This window comes from Pseudomonas sp. FW305-70 (assembly GCF_058783925.1).
This window is the reverse complement of sequence record NZ_JBYSYZ010000030.1, coordinates 1-19,780: the sequence shown is the minus strand read 5'-3', so window position 1 is coordinate 19,780 and position 19,780 is coordinate 1. Positions and strand designations below refer to the sequence as shown.

The window sequence follows — 19,780 nt, the reverse complement described above, 5'->3', positions numbered from 1 at the left end:
CAAGGACTCCACTACACATGCTACTTCGAAACCTTGGCTTCGCTTCACTGCTATCGCTGCTGTCTTTCCAGGCGCTCGCTGATGACAAAGGTTTGTATCTTGGAGCTGGCGTAAGCAGCATCCAGACCGAAGAATCCCGGCTGGACGACGAGGACACCAGCTACAAAGTTTATGCCGGCTATCGCGTCAACAGCTACCTGGCCTTCGAAGGTGCCTACGTCGATCTCGGTCAATTCAAGGACAAGAACATCGATTTCGACGGCAAGTCGGCTCAGGCTGCCGCCCACGTCGGCTTTCCGCTGGGTGATCGGGTGCGGTTGTTCGGCAGTGTCGGTGCCCACGCCTGGGACGCCGACGGCAATGCCACCGACGACGATACCGGGGTTGACCTGACCTACGGTCTCGGCGTGGAGTTTGACGTCTTTCGCAACATCGGCCTGCGTGCCGAATACGAAGTGCTGGAGGTCGGAGAGATCGACCTGAATCAGACGACTGCATCCGCCTATATGCTTTTTTAACACCGCTGCAACTGAGCGACCGCCCTCGGTCGCTCATCGCACTTGCCGCAATGCGCGTCCTCGCCCTGTCAGTCCCCTGCCATTACTTCAACGTATCCTTCGACTCTTGCGCCGGTGCCATGTACCACTTGTCCCTGGGCACCCATTTCTCCTGTTGCGGATCACCCAGATAGTGCGGCGACATGATCTGTACGCCGTACTCGTTGAACACATCCTGGATGTTGGCGTGCAGCATGCTCAGCAGCACCGCTCGCGGCCGTGGCTGGCTAGGGATGGCCTGGGCCACCAATCGGTACTCGGGGTAGAAATCCGACAACGCCGTCTGGAACACCTGCGGCGGTGGGGTTTCGAGGACGCCGGGCGTGCGTCTGGCGGCTTCCAGCAACATCCCTTCGACCTGTCGCCAGGGGGTGTCATAGCCAATGGTGACCACGGTGTCGACCACATAACCGGGGCCTTGTACCACCCGTGAGTAGTTCTTGGTGACCGTGCCTGTGATCATCGAGTTGGGCAGGGTCAGCACTTCGCCCAGGCCGGTACGAATGCTGGTGGTGAACATGCCCAGTTCAGTGACCGTCCCTTCGTGCTCGCCAATGCGTACGAATTCACCGGGGCGCAGGGTCCGGGTGTACGTCAGGATCAACCCGGCCGCCGCTTGCCCAACGACGCTGGAAGCACCCAGCGAGATCATCAGGCCGACCAGCACCGACAGGCCTTTGAACGCATCGGTACCGGCACCCGGCAAGTAGGGATAAGCCATGGCCAGGGCAAACAGCCAGATCGCCAGCGACGTCAGGCGCTGGGTGGGCTTCAGGGTTTCGTGGTTCAGCCAGTTGAAGGCGCCGGGCGTCGCCATGCGCCGCAGTATCCGGCGAGAGAAGGCTGTGGCGCCTCGTGCAATGAAGAAGATCGCCAGCGCTACGCCGAGTCCGGGGATGGCCCCGAGAATCCCTTGCAGCAAATAGTCGGCGACTTCCAGCAGATAGTTGTTAAGGCTTTCACCCCAGGGCCGGGTATAGGGAAAACGCGACAGGACAAACCCCAGCCATTCGTAGGTGAGCAGCAGCACGATGACCCAGCGCAGCACTTCCAGCACGCGGCTGACCAAGGGATAGAGGAAGTTGGCGTCGATCAGCGGCACCCGCCCGACCTTCAGGGCCTGGGTGTGCCGATGCATCAGGTCGGGCAGTTTTTTCAGCAATTTGCGCCGTAGAAAAACCATGGCCAGGAGCAGGCCGAGATAGACTCCGGTGGCGAGCAGCGCGGCGCCCACCGAGCGGAGTATCAAGTGCAGGCTGCGAGCTTCCTGGGTTTCGGCCACCACCTGACGCAGTTTTTCAGCCGCAGCTTCCGCGGCTTGCTGCACCGAGTCGAATTCGGTGGCGTCGAAATCCTTGGACGTAACGATGAAAGCGCGGCGAGAACCGAGCAGCACCATGTAGCTTGTCATGATCGGGTCGAGGGTAACCTTCAGGTCGTCGGCCTCGTCCAGCGCCTCACCGATCACCGCTTTCGCCCGTTTGACCCGCGAGGCCGGGGCTTCACCGAGGAGGGTCGCGCGAAACACCATGACACTGCGGTTGGCCACTTTCAGTTCAGCAGGCGCATCTGCCGCCTTTGGTGAATCCTCGGCCCACAGCTGCAACGACCAGAACAACCCGAAAACAGTGAACAATACAACGAGCAGCCTGCTCCGCATCTGTCAGATCCCTACTTCACAAATTTCTGTTCGAGTGTACAGACCGCAGCGTAGTCCACCGATGAACGGTTGTCAGATGGGTGCTTCTGTAGGAGCGAGCTTGCTCGCGATAAACCGGAAAACACCGCGGGGCACCTGCCAGCCAGCGTTATCGTTGACGACCATCGCGAGCGAGCTCGCTCCTACAGGGTTTGTGTTTTCGCCGGCGGCCATTGCCCTCTGTAGGAGCGAGCTTGCTCGCGATAAACCGGAGAACACCGCGGGGCACCTGCCAGCCAGCGTTATCGTTGGCGACCATCGCGAGCGAGCTCGCTCCTACAGGGTTTGTATTTTCGCCGGCGACCAATGCCCTCTGTAGGAGCGAGCCTGCTTGCGAAAAACCAGAGAACACCGCGGGGCACCGTTCAGTACCTGATTCAAGGATTGACCTGATAACCCTTGCCCTGCAAACAGCTGGTGTAAGCCGACGTGGTGTTCGCCTGCGTGGTTTTCGATTGCTCCCGGCGTTCCTGGCGCTGACGTGACGCACCGACCACGGCACCGGCTGCCGCCGTCTCCTTGGCGCGGTTCTGGCGATAGTCCTGTTTGGTGTCGTCGTCGACACGATCATAGACCTCGTCACGTTGATTGCCGCGCACCTGGGCCCCAGCGGCGCCGGCGGCGGCCCCCACAGCGGCACCCTTGATCCGCCCGCCAGAAGGCGTGGAAGCCGTCGAGGTGCTTTGGCTGGCGGCGATGCTGTTGCATTCGTTGATGTCGGCCTGGGTTTGTTGTGAACTTTGCCCTTTCATCGGCACCACCGATTGCGCCCATCCCGGGGCGCTCAAAACCGACAAGGCGAGACATAGGCTGATGGGTGACAATTTTTTCATGATGACCTCCGGATGAACCTGGCTCACCCCCAACAGGAGTTTAGATCAGCCCCCATCAGCCACCCGATTGCTGACCGGCGGTGGGCTCGATCTCCATGACCAGTTGGTCTTCGACCCAACGTACCGGCACGGCCTCCAGTTGCGCGCCTTTACACGGGCCGTCGATGCAGTGCCCGTCGTCGTAACGAAACATCGCGCTGTGATGGGCGCACATCAGGACCTTGCCGCGCCAGGTGCAGAACTGCTGCGGATTGAAGTCCAGCGGCACCGAGAAATGCGGGCAGCGGTTGATGTACACCCACACCTGCTCGCCCTGACGCACCGCCACCAGCCCGGCGGGATGCAGTTGCTGGTGCTGTGGCAATCCCAACGCCCCGCCGTCGGCGATGTCGTCCAGTCGGCACAAGGAAATGCGGGTCATGGAAAACCGCGCAGTTCCGGATTGCCCAGGCTCCAGTGCCAGGGGCGAATCTGCAGGCTGGCGAACAGACCCGCCTGGACATAGGGATCGTCGCGCATGAACGCTTCCACCTCCGGGAGGCTGCCCGCCTCGATGACCAGCAACGTCCCCGTCATCGCCGCGCTGGCATCATCAAGGATCGGGCCGCCAAGGCGCACGACCACCCGATGATCCCCGGTCGCACGCAAATGCGCCTGGTGACTGGGCCGCAGACGCTGGCGCAGCGCCTGGCAGTCCGAATGATCAGTGGCAAACACCGCAAAGAACTGACCCATGATTCACGCAGATTCCATGACAAATTCATAACACGCACGCTTGAACGGCACGTCCATACCCAGCCTGGCGGACACATCGTCGTGGCAGGTCAAGTCTTCGTAAATCACCTGCAACGACTGTTTCACCCCAAACACTGCATCGGATTGCAGATACGGATCATCGTGGTTGAACAGATGCGTGACCAGTTTGCGATAGCCCGGCACTTCAATCATGAAATGCAGGTGAGCTGGCCGCCACGCATGGCGGTTGGCCGCATCGAGCATGCGCCCTACCGGACCATCGGTCGGTATCGGATAAGCCACCGGGACAATGGTGCGAATCGCAAAGCAGCCATCCGCGTCGGTACGATAACGCCCGCGCAAGTTGCCGAACGGCTGTTCGGTGTCCTGTCCGGAATACATACCGTTGTCGGCGGTCTGCCACACGTCCAGCACCGCACCGGCCAAGGCATTGCCGTTTATGTCGACCACGCGCCCGCGCACCAACGCCGTTTCGCCCGAAGTAAAGGCCATGTTTTCGCCGAACTCGCGATCCGGCATGCCATCGATGTAGAACGGCCCGAACACCGTGGTCTCGGTGGCCGTTGCGCTGTGGCGGTGGTTGATCGCGTCGACCAGCATCGAAACGCCCAGGGTGTCCGACAGCAGAATGAATTCCTGGCGCACCTGACCATCGCATGTGTGCCCGGTATCGGTCAGAAAGCCAATGCCTTCGAACCACTCCTGTTCGGTCAATTCGACCTCGCTGACAAACCCATGCAGGTGGCGCACCAGGCTTTGCATGATCTGTTTGTAACGTGCATTCGGCGCGTCGTTGAAGCTGTTCACTGCCTGTCGGGAGATCAGTGATTCCATGGTTTTGTCTTGATCGGTCATTGTTGTTATTCCGACGAGGATAAGGGTGACTGGCTGATCAGGCTGGGGCCTGACCTGTCAGACCACGGTTGAGCAGCGCCTCAATCGGGCCTTGTTCAAACGGCCGCGGGTTGTAGTAAGGGCTGGCGCAGGCGATCTGCGCGGCTTCGGCCGGGCCGTTGGCCGGGAAGCCAATGTCCGCCAGCGCCAGTGGAATACCCAGTTTCTGGTTCAGTGCGTACAACAAGGCACCGACCTCGCTCGCCTCACTCCCACCCAACGCACGTGCAGCCCGTTGCAAAGGCCCCGCCGCTGCTTCGCGGTTGTAATGCGCGGCGTGGGGCAAGACGATAGCGTGCGCCTGGGCATGGGGTAAATTGAACGTGCCACCCAAGGTGTGACAGAGTTTGTGGTGCAAGGCCATGCCGACCGAACCCAGGCAAATGCCTGCCAGCCACGCGCCGTACAGCGCCTGGCTGCGCGCCTCGGGGTCATCGGGATGCTTGACCACACCCGGCAAGGCCTGCGCCAGCGAGCGAATCGACTCTTCAGCCATGAAGCCGATGATCGGGTTGGCGTCCTGGGCGTACAGCGCCTCGACCGCGTGGGCCATGGCGTTCATGCCCGAACAGGCCGAAATGGGCGCTGGCAGGGTCAGGGTCAATTGCGGATCGTAGATCACGGTCCTGGGCAAAACCCGCAGATCCCGTCCGGTTTTTTTCAGGCGATTTTCGGTCAGCCCGTAGATCGGCGTCATCTCGGAACCGGCGTAGGTGGTCGGCACTGCCACTATGGGCAGGCCGGAATCCATCGCGATCGCCTTGCCCAGGCCGATGGTCGAGCCACCGCCAATGGCCACGCAACAATCGGCATCCAGCCGCGCCGCCTCAAGGCGCGCCGCTTGCGCCACTTCCAGCGGAACGTGCATCACGGCCTTTGGATAGACACCGGCGGCACGATCACCGAGCAACACCGCGACCTGTTCGCCGAGTCCCTGCTGTTCCGGTGTGGTCAGGATCAACGCACGCCGCGCACCCAGCCGTTCGATTTCCTCGGCCAGCGCCGAGAGCTTGCCCCAGCCGAACACCACACGGGTCGGCAGGCTTTGATAGACAAAGGGATTCATGGCTGGCCTCAACGCTTGTAGTACGGTGGGATGTTGGCGTCGACATTGACCCAGACCGAACGGGCTTCGGTGTAGTCGTGGATCGCTTCGAAGCCCATTTCCCGGCCATAACCGGACTGACCGACACCGCCAAACGGACTGCCCGGGTTGACCCGTTTGTAGCAGTTGATCCAGCACATGCCGGCGTGAATCGCGTCGGCCATCTTGTGCGCGCGGCTCAAATTCTGCGTCCACAGGCCGCTGCCCAACCCGTATTCGGAGCCATTGGCGATGGCCAGGGCTTCTTCGTCAGTGCTGAAACGCACCACGGTCACAAACGGGCCGAAGACTTCCTCCTGGCAAACGCGATCACCGGGCTTGGCCTCGACCACCGTCGGCTCGATGTAAAACCCATTGGCCAACGCCTGGTCATCCGGTGCCTTGCCGCCGGCCAGGACCTTGCCACCCTGCTCGATGGCAATATCGATGTACGCCATCACCCGGTCGCGGTGCAGCGCCGACGTCAGCGGGCCCATTTCGGTGTCCGGGTCCAGCGGATCGCCCAGGCGAATGGACTTGGCCAACGCAATGAAACGCTCAAGGAATTGATCAGCGATGTCTTTGTGCAGAATCAGCCGCGAACCGGCGATGCAGGCCTGGCCCTGGTTGTGAAAGATCGCCCAGGCTGCGCCGTTGACCGCCGCGTCCAGGTTGGCGTCTTCGAACACGATATTCGCGCCCTTGCCGCCCAGTTCCAGCTGGATGCGCTTGAGGTTGCTTTTGGAGGCTTCGACGATCCGCCGCCCGGTGGCGGTCGAACCGGTAAAGGCAATCTTGCCCACATCGAGGTGTTCGGCCAGCGCTTGCCCGGCGGTATGGCCGAAGCCCGGCACCACGTTGACCACGCCTTTGGGGAAACCGACTTCCGTCATCAGCTCGACAATGCGCAAGGTCGACAACGGCGTGATTTCCGAAGGCTTGATCACGATGGTGTTGCCCGCCGCCAGCGCCGGGCCCATTTTCCAGCTGGTGAACATCAGCGGGAAGTTCCACGGCACGATCTGCCCCACCACGCCAATCGGTTTGCGCTGCACGTAGTTGAGAAACCCGGCTTCGACCGGAATCACCGAACCTTCGATCTTGTCGGCCATGCCGCCGAAATAACGGAAGCACGCCGCCGTGCGCGGCACGTCGAGGCCACGGGAATCGCGGATCGGGTGACCGGTATTGAGGGATTCGAGCTGCGCCAGTTCTTCACCGCACGCTTCGATCCGGTCCGCCAGTTTGAGCAACAGGCGTCCGCGTTCGGCGGCGCCCAGCGCCGACCAGGCCGGGAAGGCGCGCTTGGCGGCGGCCACGGCGAGGTCGATGTCAGCGGCATCGGCAGCCGCGATGCGGGTGATCAACGAGCCGTCATGGGGTGATACCACGTCGATGGTGCCGCCGCCGACGGCATCCACGAAGCGGCCATCGATATAGAGCTGATTTTGCATAATGGTTTCCTCGCACCGCGCGGCTGGCGCAGTGTTTGACGAAGTGATTGCTGAACGCTTTGCCCGGCGCAGGGCCGGGCCGGACACGAGGTCCTAGATCTCGATCGGATACGGCTTGAGCTCACCGCTTTCGTAGCGTTGCGGCAGGTTTGGCGTGGCGTTTTCCCAGACCATCAGCATCGAGCGTTTGGTCGAGTAGCCCTGGTGACGGATGTCCGCGGGCATGGCGCAGATGTCGCCGGCACGCATGGTGATGCGCGCACGGGGATTGCCGTCGTCCTTGTCGCCGACGTCCCAGATGATTTCGTCGGACATCTGCAAGAACCACTCGATGCGGTCGTTGCCGTGGAACACCGGCAGGATGAACTCCTCGGTGGTCGGGCAGAACAGGCTGGCCTTGCACACCGAGGTCACCGACGGGTTCCAGGTCACGTCGGAGCGCGACAGGTACTTGAACAGGTTGAAGGCATGCAGTTCGCCTTCGAAGCCTTCGGCGGCATGGACCTGCGGTTCGTCCTGCGGCACATCGATGAACTGGCGGTTGACCGGCAGGTCGTCACGTAGCGGCGAGTCATCCTTAAGGCCCGGCATGCGTTTGGTGGCGATGCGCGAGCGCTCGATGGCTTCGATGTTGTTGCCGTTCTTGCGCCCGAATGCGCTGCCGGTTTCTTCCGGGGCGGCAAAGGGGTCGAAGGTGGCGTTGGTCCAGTCGCGCAGGATGGCCTTGAAGGTGGCCATGATCAGCGGCGTTTCGAAGTTTTCGGTGTAATTGACCCCGGCCGCTTTGAGCGTGCCGTTGAAGGTGCCGGCGTACAGGTCGACCTTGCCGTAGTAGTTGCGGGTGCCGATGACGTGGTCAAAGTTGACCCAGCCATAGAAAAAGCCCCAGGCCACGTCGCGCATCATGGCGCGCAGGAAGGCGTCGACCGGAATCAGGTGCGAGCGGGTCTGGCCCTTGGCCGGCCAGGTGATGCGGGCGAAATACTCGTCGCGCGACAGTTCGAAGGCGCCGAGTTTGAATGAGCGGTAGCCGGTGACGGCATGGGGCGCGCTGGCCTGGACTTCATCGTCGGCAAGGTGGGCGGTGTCGGCAGCGGTTTCAAGCATGGCCATGGCGGAATTCCTCTTGTTGTTGTGGGTTGGACGGTCGGCGTGGCAGATCACTTGAAGCAGATGTCGGCCCATTTCTCGACCGACAACGGGCCTTTGATGGTCTGCTGCAGGATCACACCCGGGCGGCTGGCTTCGAAGCGATAAGCGGTGCCGACCGGCAACAGGCACTGATGGCCGCGCTTGAGCAACACATAACCCATCGGTTTGCCTGCAGGTACGTCACCGGCCAGATGCGTGCCCTCGCCGGCTTTCAACGGCGCATCGAGCTTGAGGAAGTCCACGCGAACCTCACCGTCCATGACGATGGCGAATTCGTCGTGTGCTGCGGTGTACCAGGGCGACTGGCCTTCGGCACGGATGGATTCAACGACGTAGCCGAGGTTGAAACCCACCACGACTTTTTCATAAGGGAGGGATTTATCCGCCACTTCGAAAATGTTGGAAAAGGCATAGTGGCTGGCCTGGCCGCTGATGATTTCAACCGACCCTTTGGTGTAGTTGTCCAGCGAGCCGAAGACCGTTTCGATTGCAGCGCTACTCATGGTTTTCACCGTTTTGTTGTTGTAGTAACAGTGAGCCAACAGTACGTCGCACCCGCTCTGCGAACAATTAGAGGACCGGCGACAACAGTGTTTGCGAAACGCAAACACTGGCGTCATTGCTCAATCGCAATCCTTGTGGGAGCGGGCTTGCTCGCGAAGGCGGAGTGTCAGTCAACACAAATGTCGTCTGATACACCGCCTTCGCGAGCAAGCCCGCTCCCACAGGGTTCGTGTATGGGCTCAGCGGACCCAGCCACGTTCCAGCAAGGGCTTGTCCCAGCATGGTTCATCGCCGAAGTTGTCCACCAGAAAGTCGATCAACGTACGCACTTTCAAGGCCCGACGCTGGGTGGCGGGATACACCGCCGAAAAATTGAACGAGGACAGTGCGTAATCCGGCAATACCGGAATCAGCCGGCCGCTGAGCAAGTCATCGCTGGCCACGAGGGTCGGCAGGCAGACAATGCACACACCGGTCTGTGCGTAATCGCGCAGCAAATGCACCGAGTTGGAGCGCACCTGGCCCGGCAGACTCAGCTCCACTTGCTCGTCGTCACGGGTGAAGATCCAGCGGTTGCGCGACGGATAGCCTTCGTACAGGGCGATCTTGTGTTGCAACAATTCCTGTGGATGGGTGGGCACACCGAACTCGCCGGCGTAATCGGGCGACATGCAGAACAATCGACGCACGCTGAACAGCTTGCGCTCGATCAGGGTTTCGGCCATGGGGGGGAACATCTGGAACGCCACGTCGAAGCCTTCTTCGATGGGGTCCACCACCCGGTCGTTGACGATCACGTCCACTTCGATGTCCGGGTACAAGCGCGTGAACTCGGCCAGCATGCGGCCGAAGTGACCGATGGCAAAACCCGGCAGCATCTGCACCCGTAGCTTGCCAGTGGGCTTGGCCCGCAGTTCGCGCATGTGTTCGGTCAGCGAGTTGAAGCCCGCGACCATGTCCGCGCATTCCTTGTAGTAGGTCTCGCCCACTTCGGAGAGCCGTACATGGCGGGTGCTGCGATGGAACAGCGGCGCATTGATGAATTGCTCCAGCTGTTGGATGCGGTGGGTGATCACCGAACGGGTCACGCCCAGTTGCTGGGCCGCCTTGGCGAAGTTGCCGGTTTCGGCAACCCGCACGAAGGCTTCGACACTGAGTAAACGATCCATGGGGCAGGTTCTCTGGATGTTTTTGTTCTTGTATGAACAGCGAGGTTAGCCGGTCGCTCCACTTCCAGGGCGAAAACCTGCCTGTAGGAGCGAGCCTGCTCGCGATGGACTTGAGAACTCCGCGGGGTGTCAGGTACCCAGCGTTATCGTTAACGTCCATCGCGAGCGGGCTCGCTCCTACAGGTCATGGCCGGGCGGACAATCGTCGCTGCATCGGGAACACCTGCCAGCCCAGGCGTTCGCTGATCAGTCCCCACACCCCTTGCGGAGCCTTGAGCATCATCACTACCGCAACCACGCCGAGGATAATCATGTACACCGCACCGTACTGCGCCAGGCAGCCGCGCAACACGAAGTAAATCAGCGTGCCAATCAACGGTCCTTCGAGGGTACCGATGCCGCCGATGATCACGATAAAGATCACCACCGCCGTCCAGTCCTGCAGGTTGAACGCCGCATCCGGAGAAATGCGCAGCTTTTGCAGGAAGATCAGCGCCCCAACCACGCCCGTACAACCGGCGGCCAGTACGTAGACCATCAACTTGGTGCGGAACGTATCCACACCGAGGCTGCCGGATGCCGGCTCGGAATCACGAATCGATGCCAGGGCCAGTCCCTGACGCGAGCGCAGGAGAAAATACACGACGGCCACGGCGGCAATGGCGATGGCCAGCGCGGTGAAGTAGATCAGCGTTTCGCGTCCGTCCCGGTCATTGCCGATCTGCCGCACAATCGCTGCCGGCAGGCTTTGCCCCGATCCGCCCCCCAGGCTGCTCATCTGCGCCAGGCCCAAACGGAAGACCTCCGCCACCACCCAGGTGCCGATGGCGAAGTAGGCGCCACGCAGACGAAACACGATCAGCGCCGTGGGAATCGCCAGCAACGCCACCAACACGCCTGAAAGCAGCACCGCGACCAAGGGCGGTACACCGAACTGGCTCGCCAGCATAAACAGCAGATAGCCGCCCAGACCGACGAAGGCCTGCTGCCCTACCGAAACCATGCCGGCGTAGCCCGCCAGCAGGTTCCACATTTGCGCCAACGCCAGGTAATAGGCGAACTCCACCACCAGGCGCAGGCTCGCCCGATCGGCCCACAAGGGTGCACTGAGCAAGATCAATATGCACAGGCCCAGCAACGACAGGCCGATGGTGCTGCTGGTGGTCGTGCGTTGTACACGATAAACCGGCACGGGATTGTTCAAGGCATTCATCAGTCGACACTCCGGGGAAACAGGCCACGCGGGCGCACGACCAGGATCAGCAGAAACACAAGGTGACCGGCGAGGATTTGCCAGCCGGGATCGATTTTTGCCCCCAGGGTTTGCGCAACGCCGAGAATCACCCCTCCGGCCAGCGTGCCCCACAGGCTGCCCAGGCCGCCGATGATCACCGCTTCGAAGCCGTACAACAGCCGCGCCGGCCCGACCGTAGGGTCAAAACTGGTGCGGATCGCCAGGAACACGCCGGCAATCGATACCACGGCCATCGCCAGCGCCATGGCCAGGCCGAAAATGTGCGCGTTGTTGACGCCCATCAGCCGTGCGGTGTGCTGGTCATCAGAGGTGGCACGAAACGCCCGGCCCAGCGAGGTTTTGTAGAACAGCAATTGCAGGCCGCCAATGATCAGCAGCGCACTGCAGAACACGATCAGCGGCATCACGCCGACGCTCAGGCTGCCCATGCCGACGCTGGCCACCTCCAGGTCGCCTTGAGCCAGTTTCTGGCTGTCGGCGCTGAAGAATTCCAGCAGCACGTTCTGCACGATGATCGACAGGCCGAACGTCACCAGCAACGGCGGCAGGATGTCCGTGCCCAGCGTGCGGTTGAGCAACAGCCGTTGCAGCAGATAGCCGAAACAAAACATCAGCGGCACCACGATCAGCAAGCTCGCCAACGGGCTGAACCCCAGGTGATTGACCACCAGCAGTGCCAGGTACGACGCCAGCACGATGAAGTCGCCATGGGCGATGTTGACCAGACGCATGATGCCGAACATCAGCGACAGCCCCACCGCGAACATCGCGTACAGACCGCCGAGCAACACGCCTTGAAGCAAAGTATTGAGCCATTCCATCACTAGATCCCGAAATACGCGGCTTTGATTTGTGCTTTGTCCGCATCCCCTGGCCGGCCGGTCAGGGACACCCGCCCTTCCTGGAAGCAATAGAAGCGGTCGCACACACTCAGTGCCTGATTGATGTCCTGCTCGACGAGAATCACCGTGGTGCCGTCGGCCTTGATCGAGGGCAATGCGGCGTAGATGTCCTTGATCGTCGTCGGCGCCAGGCCCAGGCTGATTTCGTCGCACAACAGCAAGTGCGGGTTGGCCATCAGGCCCCGGCCAATCGCGACCATTTGCTGCTGGCCGCCAGACAGTGCGGTACCCGGACGCTTGCGCAGTTTTTCCAGCACCGGGAACAGCTGATAGATGCGCTTGAGCGTCCACGGTCCCGGGCGTTTGCTGTAGGCGCCGATCAGCAGGTTTTCTTCAACGCTCAGGGACGCAAACAGCTTTCGGCCCTCCGGCACCAACGCGATGCCGCGCTCCAGCACCTGATTGGCCGCCATGTCGCCAATGGTCTGCCCCTTGAAAGTAATGGCGCTCGGCTGGTTCTTGATCAACCCGGCCAAGGAGCGCAGGAACGTCGACTTGCCCGCACCGTTGGAGCCGATGATCGCCACGGTTTCACCCGCCTCAAGGGTCAGGCTGATGTCGAATAGCGCTTGAAAGTCGCCGTAGCCAGCGCAGAGTTTTTCGATGGTCAGCATGCGTCAGCTCCCGATGCCCATGTAGATGTCCTGGACCCGAGGGTCGGCCATCACGCTGCGCGGTTCGCCTTCGGCCAATTTGGCGCCGAAGTTGATCACCGTCAGGCGACTGACCACCGCCAGCAAGGCGTGCACGATGTGCTCGATCCAGATGATGGCGACACCCGACTTGTGGATGCCCTGAATGGTTTCCACCAGTGCCAGGCATTCCGGTTCGGTCAGGCCTCCGGCAATTTCGTCGAGCAACAACAGGCGCGGCCGGGTCGACAAGGCCCGGGCCATTTCCAGGCGCTTGCGGTCGAGCAAGGTCAGTGAGCCGGCCAGCACGTTGGCCTTGCGCATCAGACCAGTGAGTTCCAGCGTCTGCGCACACCACTGGCTGGCTTCGTTGTCACGCAGCCGTGCACCGAAGGTTGCGCCCACCAACAGGTTCTCGAACACGGTCATTTTCACGAACGGATGCGGAATCTGGTGGGAACGGCCGATGCCCTGCTGACAGCGCTTGAACACAGGTTCGCGGGTGACGTTGCGGCCTTCGAAATGGATCTGTCCCTTGTCGGCCGCCACGCCACCGGCGATAAGGTTGAACAGCGTGCTTTTACCCGCGCCATTGGGACCGATGATGCCCAGTGCTTCACCCGGTTGCAGGGTCAGGTCGATGGCATCCGTGACCTTCACCGAGCCGTAGCTTTTGTGCACATCGGTCATTTGCAGAAGTGGTTGTTGCATGGTGCACCCGTGTCCTGTTGCGCGATCAATACGTAATGGCCTGCATCTCGCCACCCAGCGGAATCGCCGGGGCGGTGGCATTGCTGGTCACGATCAGGTCGTATTTATTGTCCTTGCCCAGTCGCCACTGGCCGCTGACCAGCGGGGTCTTGGCGACGTTCTTCACCGGTCCGCCATTCCAGTTGATCGGGCCGACCACGGTGTTGAGGTGGGTCTTGAGCAAGGCATCGCGGACCGCTTGGGCGTTGCCGATTTCTTCAGTGCGCTTGAGGATGTCCACTGCCAGTTCGAACAGGGCATGCACGAAGCCCAACGGTTGCGTCCACTGCTTGCCGGTGGCCTGGGTGAAACCCTGGGCCAATTGGCCGGCACTGGCGCCGGTCAATGACGAGCTGAACGGGTGAGTCGGGCTCCACCAGATTTCGGTCGACAGGTTGTTGCCGGCCTTGCCCAATGCCTCGACTGCCGTCGGAAACAGCAATGCCTTGCCCACCGACACGGCTTTCGGATTGAAGCCCTGCTGCCGGGCCTGGGTCCAGAACGTGCTCAGGTCCGGCGGGATGACCACACCGGTAACGATCTCGACATCTGCCTTTTTGAACGCGGCAATCTGCGCGGAAAAATCATCGGTGAGACTCTGAAAGCGGCCAGGGTCGACCAATTGAAAGCCCTTTTGCGCCAGTACCGGTGGGAACCCGAGCTTCTGGTCGCCCCAGGCATTGCCGTCGCCATCGTTGGGGAACAGGCCACCGACCACTTTGTTGGACGGCATCGCCCCCCACATGGCGCTGTAAGTACCGATCACATCTTCCAGGCCCCAGAAAAAGTGGTACGTCCACTCAAAGCCCTGCTCCGGCTTGCCGCCCCGGGTAAAGAACCACGGTTGCCACGGAGCCACCGTGGAGATGCACGGAATCTCGTTGATTTCGCACTGGTCGGACACCGGGTTGGTGGTCTCCGGGGTCGACGACACCAGCATCAGGTCGACTTGATCCGACAGGATCAGCTCGCTCGCCACTTCCGCCGCGCGGTTGGGGTTGGACTGGCTGTCCTTGACGATGACCTCCAGGCGATAGGCCTTGCCTGCGACATTGATCGAGTTCTTCAGCACTTGCTTGAGCGACTCGATGATGTAGTTGTCGGCTGCCGCAAACGGCGCCAACGGCCCGGTCTGCGGGCTGACATAGCCGAGCTTGATCACCCGCTCACCGCCGATGGCAAAGGTGAACGGCATGCTTGCCAGTGCCACGCCACCGGCGGCAATACCGGTACCGCGCAGAAAGTCACGGCGGGAGAAGTCGCGGTCTAACAGGTTTTTATCGTTGTTGTCTGTCATGTAAGTACTCCAAAAGCCTGGACGAACAGGGTCGCCACGTGTGGCCGGGCCATCACGCAGGGTCAGGGGTAAAGCAGGGAAATCCGTTTAGAAGAAGAAACTGACGTCGAACGACGCGACCACTTGCGAATCCTTTTCGCCGTCGGCATAGGCATCGCGGCCGGGGCCTGAATGGATGTCGTAGCGCAGTTCCGGGCGCAGGCGCACGTTGGGTGTCGGCGTCCAGGCCAGGTTGGTGGTGACGCCGTAGAAGCTGCCCCAGGTCGGATCGGGAATGCCGGTGTTCGGGTCGATGTTGGCCATCATCACGTGGACCGGGGCGTCGGTGTAGAACCACTCGGCCCGACTGTTCCACATCAGGTTTTCGCTGAGTTTGTGATACCAGTTCACGTCCGTGCCATACCAGGTCGCGTCGTTCTTGTTGGCGAACCCGGCGAAGGCGCCCTGCTCCTGCTTGCCGTAGTTCAACTCCAGCGCCACGCGGTTGTTCGGGTCGAGCACTTGCGACAGGGTCAGGTAGGACGCCAGGCGCTTGTAGTCGTCATCCTTGGTGCCCGCCGGCAGCGGCGAGCCACAACTGCATTCGGCGAAACTGTCGCCAGCGCCATTGCCGTAGATGTTTTCCCAGTCGATCCAGGTGCCGAAGTCCGCCGAGCGCCAGCGTACGTTGGCGATCACGTCTGGCGAGTGATTGGGGTCCTGCAGGTTGTTCCAGCCCTGAACCACCCCCAGTTCGAAGCCGAGCATGCTTTCGCCCGGCTCCGAAGGCATTTTGAACGAGTACAGTGCACCGGCATGTTTGGCCGGGCCGTGCATGAAGGAGTATGTGTGGGTGTAGAAGTCAGTCGGTGCCGGAGATGGCAAGGCGAAACCGATTTCGTTTTCCAGCGGCGTGTGGAAAATCCCGACCATCAACTCCGAACCGCCAAGCACGGGGAAGTAGAAGTTGACGTAAGCCTGGGCGACGGTGAACGCCGGATCTTCAGGCTTGTTGTCGCGGTTGACGCTCAGGTCTTCGTCCCAGCCGTAGGTCTTGAAGAAGCGCGCATCCTTGCCGTACAGCGCCGTGACGTTGAACCCCCAATCGGCTTCTTGCGGCATCGCGCCGGGAAACGGTCCGACGCGGCCGATCACATTGCTCTTGGGTTTCTTCTCCACGGCCAGGGCGAACTGGTTGAGGTTCACACCTTCGTCGGTATTGAAGAAGCTCTGCTTGCTGACGTCATCCGTGCCGTTGTTGTTATAGATCACTCCGGCCTGAGCCCAGCCGTAGATCTTGATCCCGTGTTCACGCTCAAGGCTGTCGCCGAAGACATTGCGCACCAGCGAGCCCATGGGATCGTCTGCTGCCAGAGCCATAGAGGGAAACAAAACGTCGGCACCCAGAACGGGCGCGAACAGGGTTGCTGCGCAAACCCATGCACGAATACTCATACCTGCCTTCCTTATTTTTATTAGGCGCCAATCCCCCGAAGGGGCATGAGGCCGAAAGCAAGGTATGACGTCTTGATGAGCCCTGGCTTGAGCTCCACCCGATCGTTGGCGGATCGTGGTGTTCGGCGTAATGGAGGCTACAAGCCCGCCACTGCACCAACAATTCCATTCTCGGCGACTTCAGTGTTTGCGTATTCAGAACAATGGCGCGGGTATTCGAATGCACTGAAGTTCAAACTGTGGGAGCGGGCTTGCTCGCGAAGGCGGTGGGTCAACCGACATCAATGTTGACTGTGCCATCGTATTCGCGAGCAAGCCCGCTCCCACAGGGTTAGCGATGTTGATCAGGCATTGGTGGTCAGTGGATAAAGCTTGTCATCGAACTGCGACAGCTTCGGAAATACCAGCGGTTGGTCGTCGCTCAAGTGCTGCAAACGCTGGCCGTAATCAACCAGAAATTGCTGGCGCGCCTCTTCGCTGATGTACGGCACATGCCAGGCCACAAACGGCTCCAGCACATCGAAGCCGACGTAAGCCAGCGTGCCACGCAGGATCGGCCGCAGCATGTCCTCCAGCGGGCCGTGGATCGCGCCTTCGCCAAACATGTGTTCACGGCCACCCAGGGTCACGGTCACCAGCGCTTTCTTGCCGGCCAATCCACCCTGATCGTAGAAGCGCTTGCCGCCATAGCAGATGCCCGACACCAGCACCCGGTCGATCCAGCCCTTGAGCATGGCCGGGGTGGAAAACCAGAAGATCGGGAAGTTGAGGATCAGCAGGTCGGCCCACAGCAGTTTGTCCAGTTCGGCCTGGATGTCCGGCGCCAGCGACTGGCTCTTCACGCCCAGGCGTTGTTCCAGGGCGTAGACCAGGTACTCGGGGTTTTCCCGATTCGAGAAGTCGGCGTCGCTGGCCACCGGGTTCCAGTTCATTTTGTACAGGTCGCTGACCTGCACTTCGTGGTCCTGAGCCTGGAGGGTGGCGACGGCCTGGTCACGCAGGGCGGCGGTGAAGGATTGCGGCTCCGGGTGAGCGTGGACGATCAGTACTTTCATGGTGGTTCCTTAGACGTGTTCCAGCGTATCGGTTGAAGGTGTGCAAGCGCGTGTGGCCAGCAAGCGGTCTAGCCAGTCGGGGTCCATTTGCGGTTCGGAAGAAAACAGCAGCCCGGTGTAGTCCTGGTGCGGCGGGGTGAAGATCTGGCTGCGCGAGCCGTGGTCCACCACCCTGCCCCGTTGCATCACCAATACCTCATCGGCAATCGCCCGCACAGTAGCAACATCGTGGGTGATGAACAGGTAGGCGACACCCAGTTGCTGCTGGATGCGGTTGAGCAATTTCAGTACGCCTTCGGCGACCAGTTGGTCGAGGGCCGAGGTCACTTCGTCGCAGATGATCAGTTGCGGATCGGCCGCCAGGGCCCTGGCGATGCAGATGCGTTGTTTCTGCCCGCCCGACAGTTCCCGGGGTTGACGCTCCATGAAGGTCGCCGGGTCGAGTTCGATCATTTCCAGCAACTCGGCGACCCGTGCGCGCATGGCCTTGCCCTTGAGGCCCAGATAAAACGTCAATGGCCGACCGATGATATCGACGATGCGCTGACGCGGGTTCAGCGCCGTGTCGGGGATCTGGTAGATCATCTGGATGCGCCGCAGTTGTTCCTTGCTGCGCTGGCGAAAGTCCGCCGGCAAGGGTTCGCCGTCGTACAGCACCTGGCCGTAAGTCGGCTGCAGCAATCCGGTGATCAGCCGCGCCGTGGAGCTCTTGCCGCTACCGGATTCGCCGATCACCGCCAGGGTCTGGCCGCGATACAGCTTCAACGATACGTCGTGCAGCACCGGTTGCCGGCCATAACTGGCGCAGCTGTTGCGCAGCTCCAGCAGCGGTTGCTCCTGTTGCGGGCAAGCCTTGGGTTCGGTGCGGAAACTGCGCACCGCCCACAGCGACTTGGTGTAGTCCTCCTGCGGGTCACCGAGCATCTTGCGGGTCTCGGCCTCTTCCACCAGTTTGCCGTGGCGCAGCACCATGATGCGGTCGGCCATCTGCGCGACCACCGCCAGGTCGTGGCTGATGTAGATCGCCGCGCTGCCATAGGTCGCCACGGCGTCGCGAATGGCGGCGAGGACTTCGATCTGGGTGGTGACGTCCAGCGCCGTGGTCGGTTCGTCGAAGATGATCAGGTCCGGGTGACAAGCCATGGCCATCGCGGTCATGACCCGCTGCAACTGGCCGCCGGAGACCTGGTGCGGATAGCGCTGGCCGATGGTTTCGGGGTTGGGCAGGCGCAGCACCCGATACAGTTCCACTGCGTCACGCATGGCCTGTTCGCGGCTCATGCCGCCGTTTTTCACAGCCGTTTCGACGTGCTGGTCGATCAATCGATGGGCCGGGTTGAACGAAGCCGCCGCGCTCTGTGCCACATAGGCAATGCGCAGCCCCCGCAGTTTGCGCAGGGCTTCAGGCTTGGCCTTGAGCAGGTCGATGCCGTCAAAGTGCACCGAGCCGCCGGTGATCCGGCAACCGTCGCGGGTGTAGCCCATGGCCGACAGGCCGAGGGTCGACTTGCCCGCGCCGGACTCGCCGATCAGCCCCAGCACCTCGCCCCGTTGCAGGGTCAGGTCGATGCCCTTGATCAGAGGATGCCAGGCGTCTTCGTAATGGCCTTCGATGTGCAGGTCGCGGATTTCCAGCAAAGGTTTTGCAGTCTTCATGTTCAGCACTCCTTGAGGCCGCTGGATTTATGCAGCATCCAGTCGACGACGAAGTTGACGCTGACCGTGATCAAGGCCACGGCCAGGGCGGGCAGCAACGGACTGATGTCGCCGAAGGTGATGAGCACGGCGTTGTCGCGCACCATGCTGCCCCAGTCGGCGGTGGGCGGTTGAATGCCCAGGCCGAGGAACGACAGCGCACTGATGAACAGGAACACGAAGCAGAAGCGCAGGCCGAACTCGGCAATCAGTGGCGCTGCGGCGTTCGGCAGCACCTCGCGGGTCACCAGCCAGCACAGGCCCTCACCACGCAGGCGCGCGGCTTCGACGAAGTCCTGCACCACCACGTTCATGGCCACCGCGCGCGACAGCCGAAACACCCGGGTCGCATCCAGCAGCGCAATCACCAACACCAGCGACGTTGCGGTGGTGCCGACCACGCTGAGGATCAGCAAAGCGAAGATCAGTTGCGGAATGGCCATCAGGATGTCCACCACCCGCGACAAACCCTGATCGACCCAGCCGCCCTTGATCGCCGCGATCAAGCCGCAGGACCCACCGAGCAAAAACGCCAACACCGTGGTGAGGAAGGCAATGCCCAGGGTGTTGCGCGCGCCATAGACCAGGCGGCTGAACATGTCGCGCCCCAGGTTATCGGTGCCCAACAGGAACTGCCCGCCCCACGGCTCAAAGCCCC

General features: G+C 61.4%; 20 protein-coding genes. 1 reads left to right on the top strand and 19 read right to left on the bottom strand.

Translation table 11 applies throughout. From position 1 onward, the window contains the following. The first annotated feature begins 17 nt into the window (after positions 1-17). A complete protein-coding gene (locus AC3WN7_RS20280) occupies positions 18-518 on the top strand; it encodes an outer membrane beta-barrel protein (RefSeq protein WP_102674781.1) in 501 nt (166 codons plus the stop codon). 82 nt (positions 519-600) lie between these two features. Here the strand turns inward: AC3WN7_RS20280 and AC3WN7_RS20275 are convergent, their stop codons facing one another. From AC3WN7_RS20275 to AC3WN7_RS20185, 19 genes are all read right to left on the bottom strand, one after another. Further along, on the bottom strand, positions 601-2,217 hold the full coding sequence (locus tag AC3WN7_RS20275) for a mechanosensitive ion channel family protein (protein WP_102674782.1): 1,617 nt from the start codon (positions 2,215-2,217) through the stop codon (positions 601-603). A 416-nt stretch (positions 2,218-2,633) separates the two neighbouring features. Next, positions 2,634-3,089 carry a YMGG-like glycine zipper-containing protein gene (locus tag AC3WN7_RS20270; protein WP_015095234.1) on the bottom strand — a complete coding sequence of 152 codons (456 nt, stop codon included), beginning with the start codon at positions 3,087-3,089 and terminating at the stop codon, positions 2,634-2,636. 55 nt (positions 3,090-3,144) lie between these two features. Further along, entirely contained in the window at positions 3,145-3,510 is a 366-nt protein-coding gene (locus AC3WN7_RS20265; RefSeq protein WP_102674783.1) for a Rieske (2Fe-2S) protein, read from the bottom strand. After that, positions 3,507-3,824 (bottom strand): YciI family protein, encoded by a 318-nt coding sequence (locus AC3WN7_RS20260; protein ID WP_102674784.1) that lies wholly within the window; start codon positions 3,822-3,824, stop codon positions 3,507-3,509. The genes AC3WN7_RS20265 and AC3WN7_RS20260 overlap by 4 nt, the downstream gene beginning before the upstream one ends. A gap of 3 nt (positions 3,825-3,827) precedes the next feature. Then, positions 3,828-4,700, bottom strand: coding sequence for a dioxygenase family protein (locus AC3WN7_RS20255; RefSeq protein ID WP_102674785.1), 873 nt, complete (start codon positions 4,698-4,700; stop codon positions 3,828-3,830). Between the two features lie 37 nt (positions 4,701-4,737). Further along, positions 4,738-5,805, bottom strand: a complete 1,068-nt coding sequence (locus AC3WN7_RS20250; RefSeq protein WP_102674786.1) for a maleylacetate reductase — start codon at positions 5,803-5,805, stop codon at positions 4,738-4,740. Positions 5,806-5,813: 8 nt separating this feature from the next. Next, positions 5,814-7,277, bottom strand: coding sequence for an aldehyde dehydrogenase family protein (locus tag AC3WN7_RS20245; protein WP_102674787.1), 1,464 nt, complete (start codon positions 7,275-7,277; stop codon positions 5,814-5,816). Between the two features lie 93 nt (positions 7,278-7,370). Beyond that, positions 7,371-8,390, bottom strand: a complete 1,020-nt coding sequence (locus AC3WN7_RS20240; protein ID WP_102674788.1) for a hydroxyquinol 1,2-dioxygenase — start codon at positions 8,388-8,390, stop codon at positions 7,371-7,373. A gap of 47 nt (positions 8,391-8,437) precedes the next feature. Beyond that, a complete protein-coding gene (locus tag AC3WN7_RS20235) occupies positions 8,438-8,932 on the bottom strand; it encodes a cupin domain-containing protein (RefSeq protein WP_095966003.1) in 495 nt (164 codons plus the stop codon). A gap of 240 nt (positions 8,933-9,172) precedes the next feature. After that, on the bottom strand, positions 9,173-10,102 hold the full coding sequence (locus AC3WN7_RS20230) for a LysR family transcriptional regulator (protein ID WP_095966002.1): 930 nt from the start codon (positions 10,100-10,102) through the stop codon (positions 9,173-9,175). 184 nt (positions 10,103-10,286) lie between these two features. Beyond that, positions 10,287-11,315: a branched-chain amino acid ABC transporter permease gene (locus tag AC3WN7_RS20225; protein WP_102674789.1), complete on the bottom strand. Its 1,029-nt coding sequence runs from the start codon at positions 11,313-11,315 to the stop codon at positions 10,287-10,289. Beyond that, positions 11,315-12,178 (bottom strand): branched-chain amino acid ABC transporter permease, encoded by an 864-nt coding sequence (locus AC3WN7_RS20220; RefSeq protein WP_102674790.1) that lies wholly within the window; start codon positions 12,176-12,178, stop codon positions 11,315-11,317. The genes AC3WN7_RS20225 and AC3WN7_RS20220 overlap by 1 nt, the downstream gene beginning before the upstream one ends. Positions 12,179-12,180: 2 nt before the next feature. Further along, positions 12,181-12,873: an ABC transporter ATP-binding protein gene (locus tag AC3WN7_RS20215; RefSeq protein ID WP_102674791.1), complete on the bottom strand. Its 693-nt coding sequence runs from the start codon at positions 12,871-12,873 to the stop codon at positions 12,181-12,183. Between the two features lie 3 nt (positions 12,874-12,876). Next, positions 12,877-13,602, bottom strand: coding sequence for an ABC transporter ATP-binding protein (locus tag AC3WN7_RS20210; protein ID WP_102674792.1), 726 nt, complete (start codon positions 13,600-13,602; stop codon positions 12,877-12,879). A 25-nt stretch (positions 13,603-13,627) separates the two neighbouring features. After that, positions 13,628-14,938, bottom strand: coding sequence for an ABC transporter substrate-binding protein (locus AC3WN7_RS20205; RefSeq protein WP_102674793.1), 1,311 nt, complete (start codon positions 14,936-14,938; stop codon positions 13,628-13,630). A gap of 87 nt (positions 14,939-15,025) precedes the next feature. Continuing rightward, positions 15,026-16,372: an outer membrane beta-barrel protein gene (locus tag AC3WN7_RS20200; protein ID WP_102674794.1), complete on the bottom strand. Its 1,347-nt coding sequence runs from the start codon at positions 16,370-16,372 to the stop codon at positions 15,026-15,028. A 344-nt stretch (positions 16,373-16,716) separates the two neighbouring features. Further along, positions 16,717-17,427 carry an NAD(P)H-dependent oxidoreductase gene (locus AC3WN7_RS20195; protein WP_102674795.1) on the bottom strand — a complete coding sequence of 237 codons (711 nt, stop codon included), beginning with the start codon at positions 17,425-17,427 and terminating at the stop codon, positions 16,717-16,719. A 9-nt stretch (positions 17,428-17,436) separates the two neighbouring features. After that, a complete protein-coding gene (locus AC3WN7_RS20190) occupies positions 17,437-19,083 on the bottom strand; it encodes an ABC transporter ATP-binding protein (protein ID WP_102674796.1) in 1,647 nt (548 codons plus the stop codon). A gap of 2 nt (positions 19,084-19,085) precedes the next feature. Next, on the bottom strand, positions 19,086-19,780 hold a 695-nt coding region (locus AC3WN7_RS20185), incomplete at its 5' end, for an ABC transporter permease (protein ID WP_102674797.1).

Excerpts from the sequence above, each read along its gene's own strand:
- AC3WN7_RS20280 (WP_102674781.1), top strand. The coding sequence starts at position 18 with ATGCTACTTCGAAACCTTGGCTTCGCTTCACTGCTATCGCTGCTGTCT.
- AC3WN7_RS20275 (WP_102674782.1), bottom strand. The coding sequence starts at position 2,217 with ATGCGGAGCAGGCTGCTCGTTGTATTGTTCACTGTTTTCGGGTTGTTC.
- AC3WN7_RS20270 (WP_015095234.1), bottom strand. The coding sequence starts at position 3,089 with ATGAAAAAATTGTCACCCATCAGCCTATGTCTCGCCTTGTCGGTTTTG.
- AC3WN7_RS20265 (WP_102674783.1), bottom strand. The coding sequence starts at position 3,510 with ATGACCCGCATTTCCTTGTGCCGACTGGACGACATCGCCGACGGCGGG.
- AC3WN7_RS20260 (WP_102674784.1), bottom strand. The coding sequence starts at position 3,824 with ATGGGTCAGTTCTTTGCGGTGTTTGCCACTGATCATTCGGACTGCCAG.
- AC3WN7_RS20255 (WP_102674785.1), bottom strand. The coding sequence starts at position 4,700 with ATGACCGATCAAGACAAAACCATGGAATCACTGATCTCCCGACAGGCA.
- AC3WN7_RS20250 (WP_102674786.1), bottom strand. The coding sequence starts at position 5,805 with ATGAATCCCTTTGTCTATCAAAGCCTGCCGACCCGTGTGGTGTTCGGC.
- AC3WN7_RS20245 (WP_102674787.1), bottom strand. The coding sequence starts at position 7,277 with ATGCAAAATCAGCTCTATATCGATGGCCGCTTCGTGGATGCCGTCGGC.
- AC3WN7_RS20240 (WP_102674788.1), bottom strand. The coding sequence starts at position 8,390 with ATGGCCATGCTTGAAACCGCTGCCGACACCGCCCACCTTGCCGACGAT.
- AC3WN7_RS20235 (WP_095966003.1), bottom strand. The coding sequence starts at position 8,932 with ATGAGTAGCGCTGCAATCGAAACGGTCTTCGGCTCGCTGGACAACTAC.
- AC3WN7_RS20230 (WP_095966002.1), bottom strand. The coding sequence starts at position 10,102 with ATGGATCGTTTACTCAGTGTCGAAGCCTTCGTGCGGGTTGCCGAAACC.
- AC3WN7_RS20225 (WP_102674789.1), bottom strand. The coding sequence starts at position 11,315 with ATGAATGCCTTGAACAATCCCGTGCCGGTTTATCGTGTACAACGCACG.
- AC3WN7_RS20220 (WP_102674790.1), bottom strand. The coding sequence starts at position 12,178 with ATGGAATGGCTCAATACTTTGCTTCAAGGCGTGTTGCTCGGCGGTCTG.
- AC3WN7_RS20215 (WP_102674791.1), bottom strand. The coding sequence starts at position 12,873 with ATGCTGACCATCGAAAAACTCTGCGCTGGCTACGGCGACTTTCAAGCG.
- AC3WN7_RS20210 (WP_102674792.1), bottom strand. The coding sequence starts at position 13,602 with ATGCAACAACCACTTCTGCAAATGACCGATGTGCACAAAAGCTACGGC.
- AC3WN7_RS20205 (WP_102674793.1), bottom strand. The coding sequence starts at position 14,938 with ATGACAGACAACAACGATAAAAACCTGTTAGACCGCGACTTCTCCCGC.
- AC3WN7_RS20200 (WP_102674794.1), bottom strand. The coding sequence starts at position 16,372 with ATGAGTATTCGTGCATGGGTTTGCGCAGCAACCCTGTTCGCGCCCGTT.
- AC3WN7_RS20195 (WP_102674795.1), bottom strand. The coding sequence starts at position 17,427 with ATGAAAGTACTGATCGTCCACGCTCACCCGGAGCCGCAATCCTTCACC.
- AC3WN7_RS20190 (WP_102674796.1), bottom strand. The coding sequence starts at position 19,083 with ATGAAGACTGCAAAACCTTTGCTGGAAATCCGCGACCTGCACATCGAA.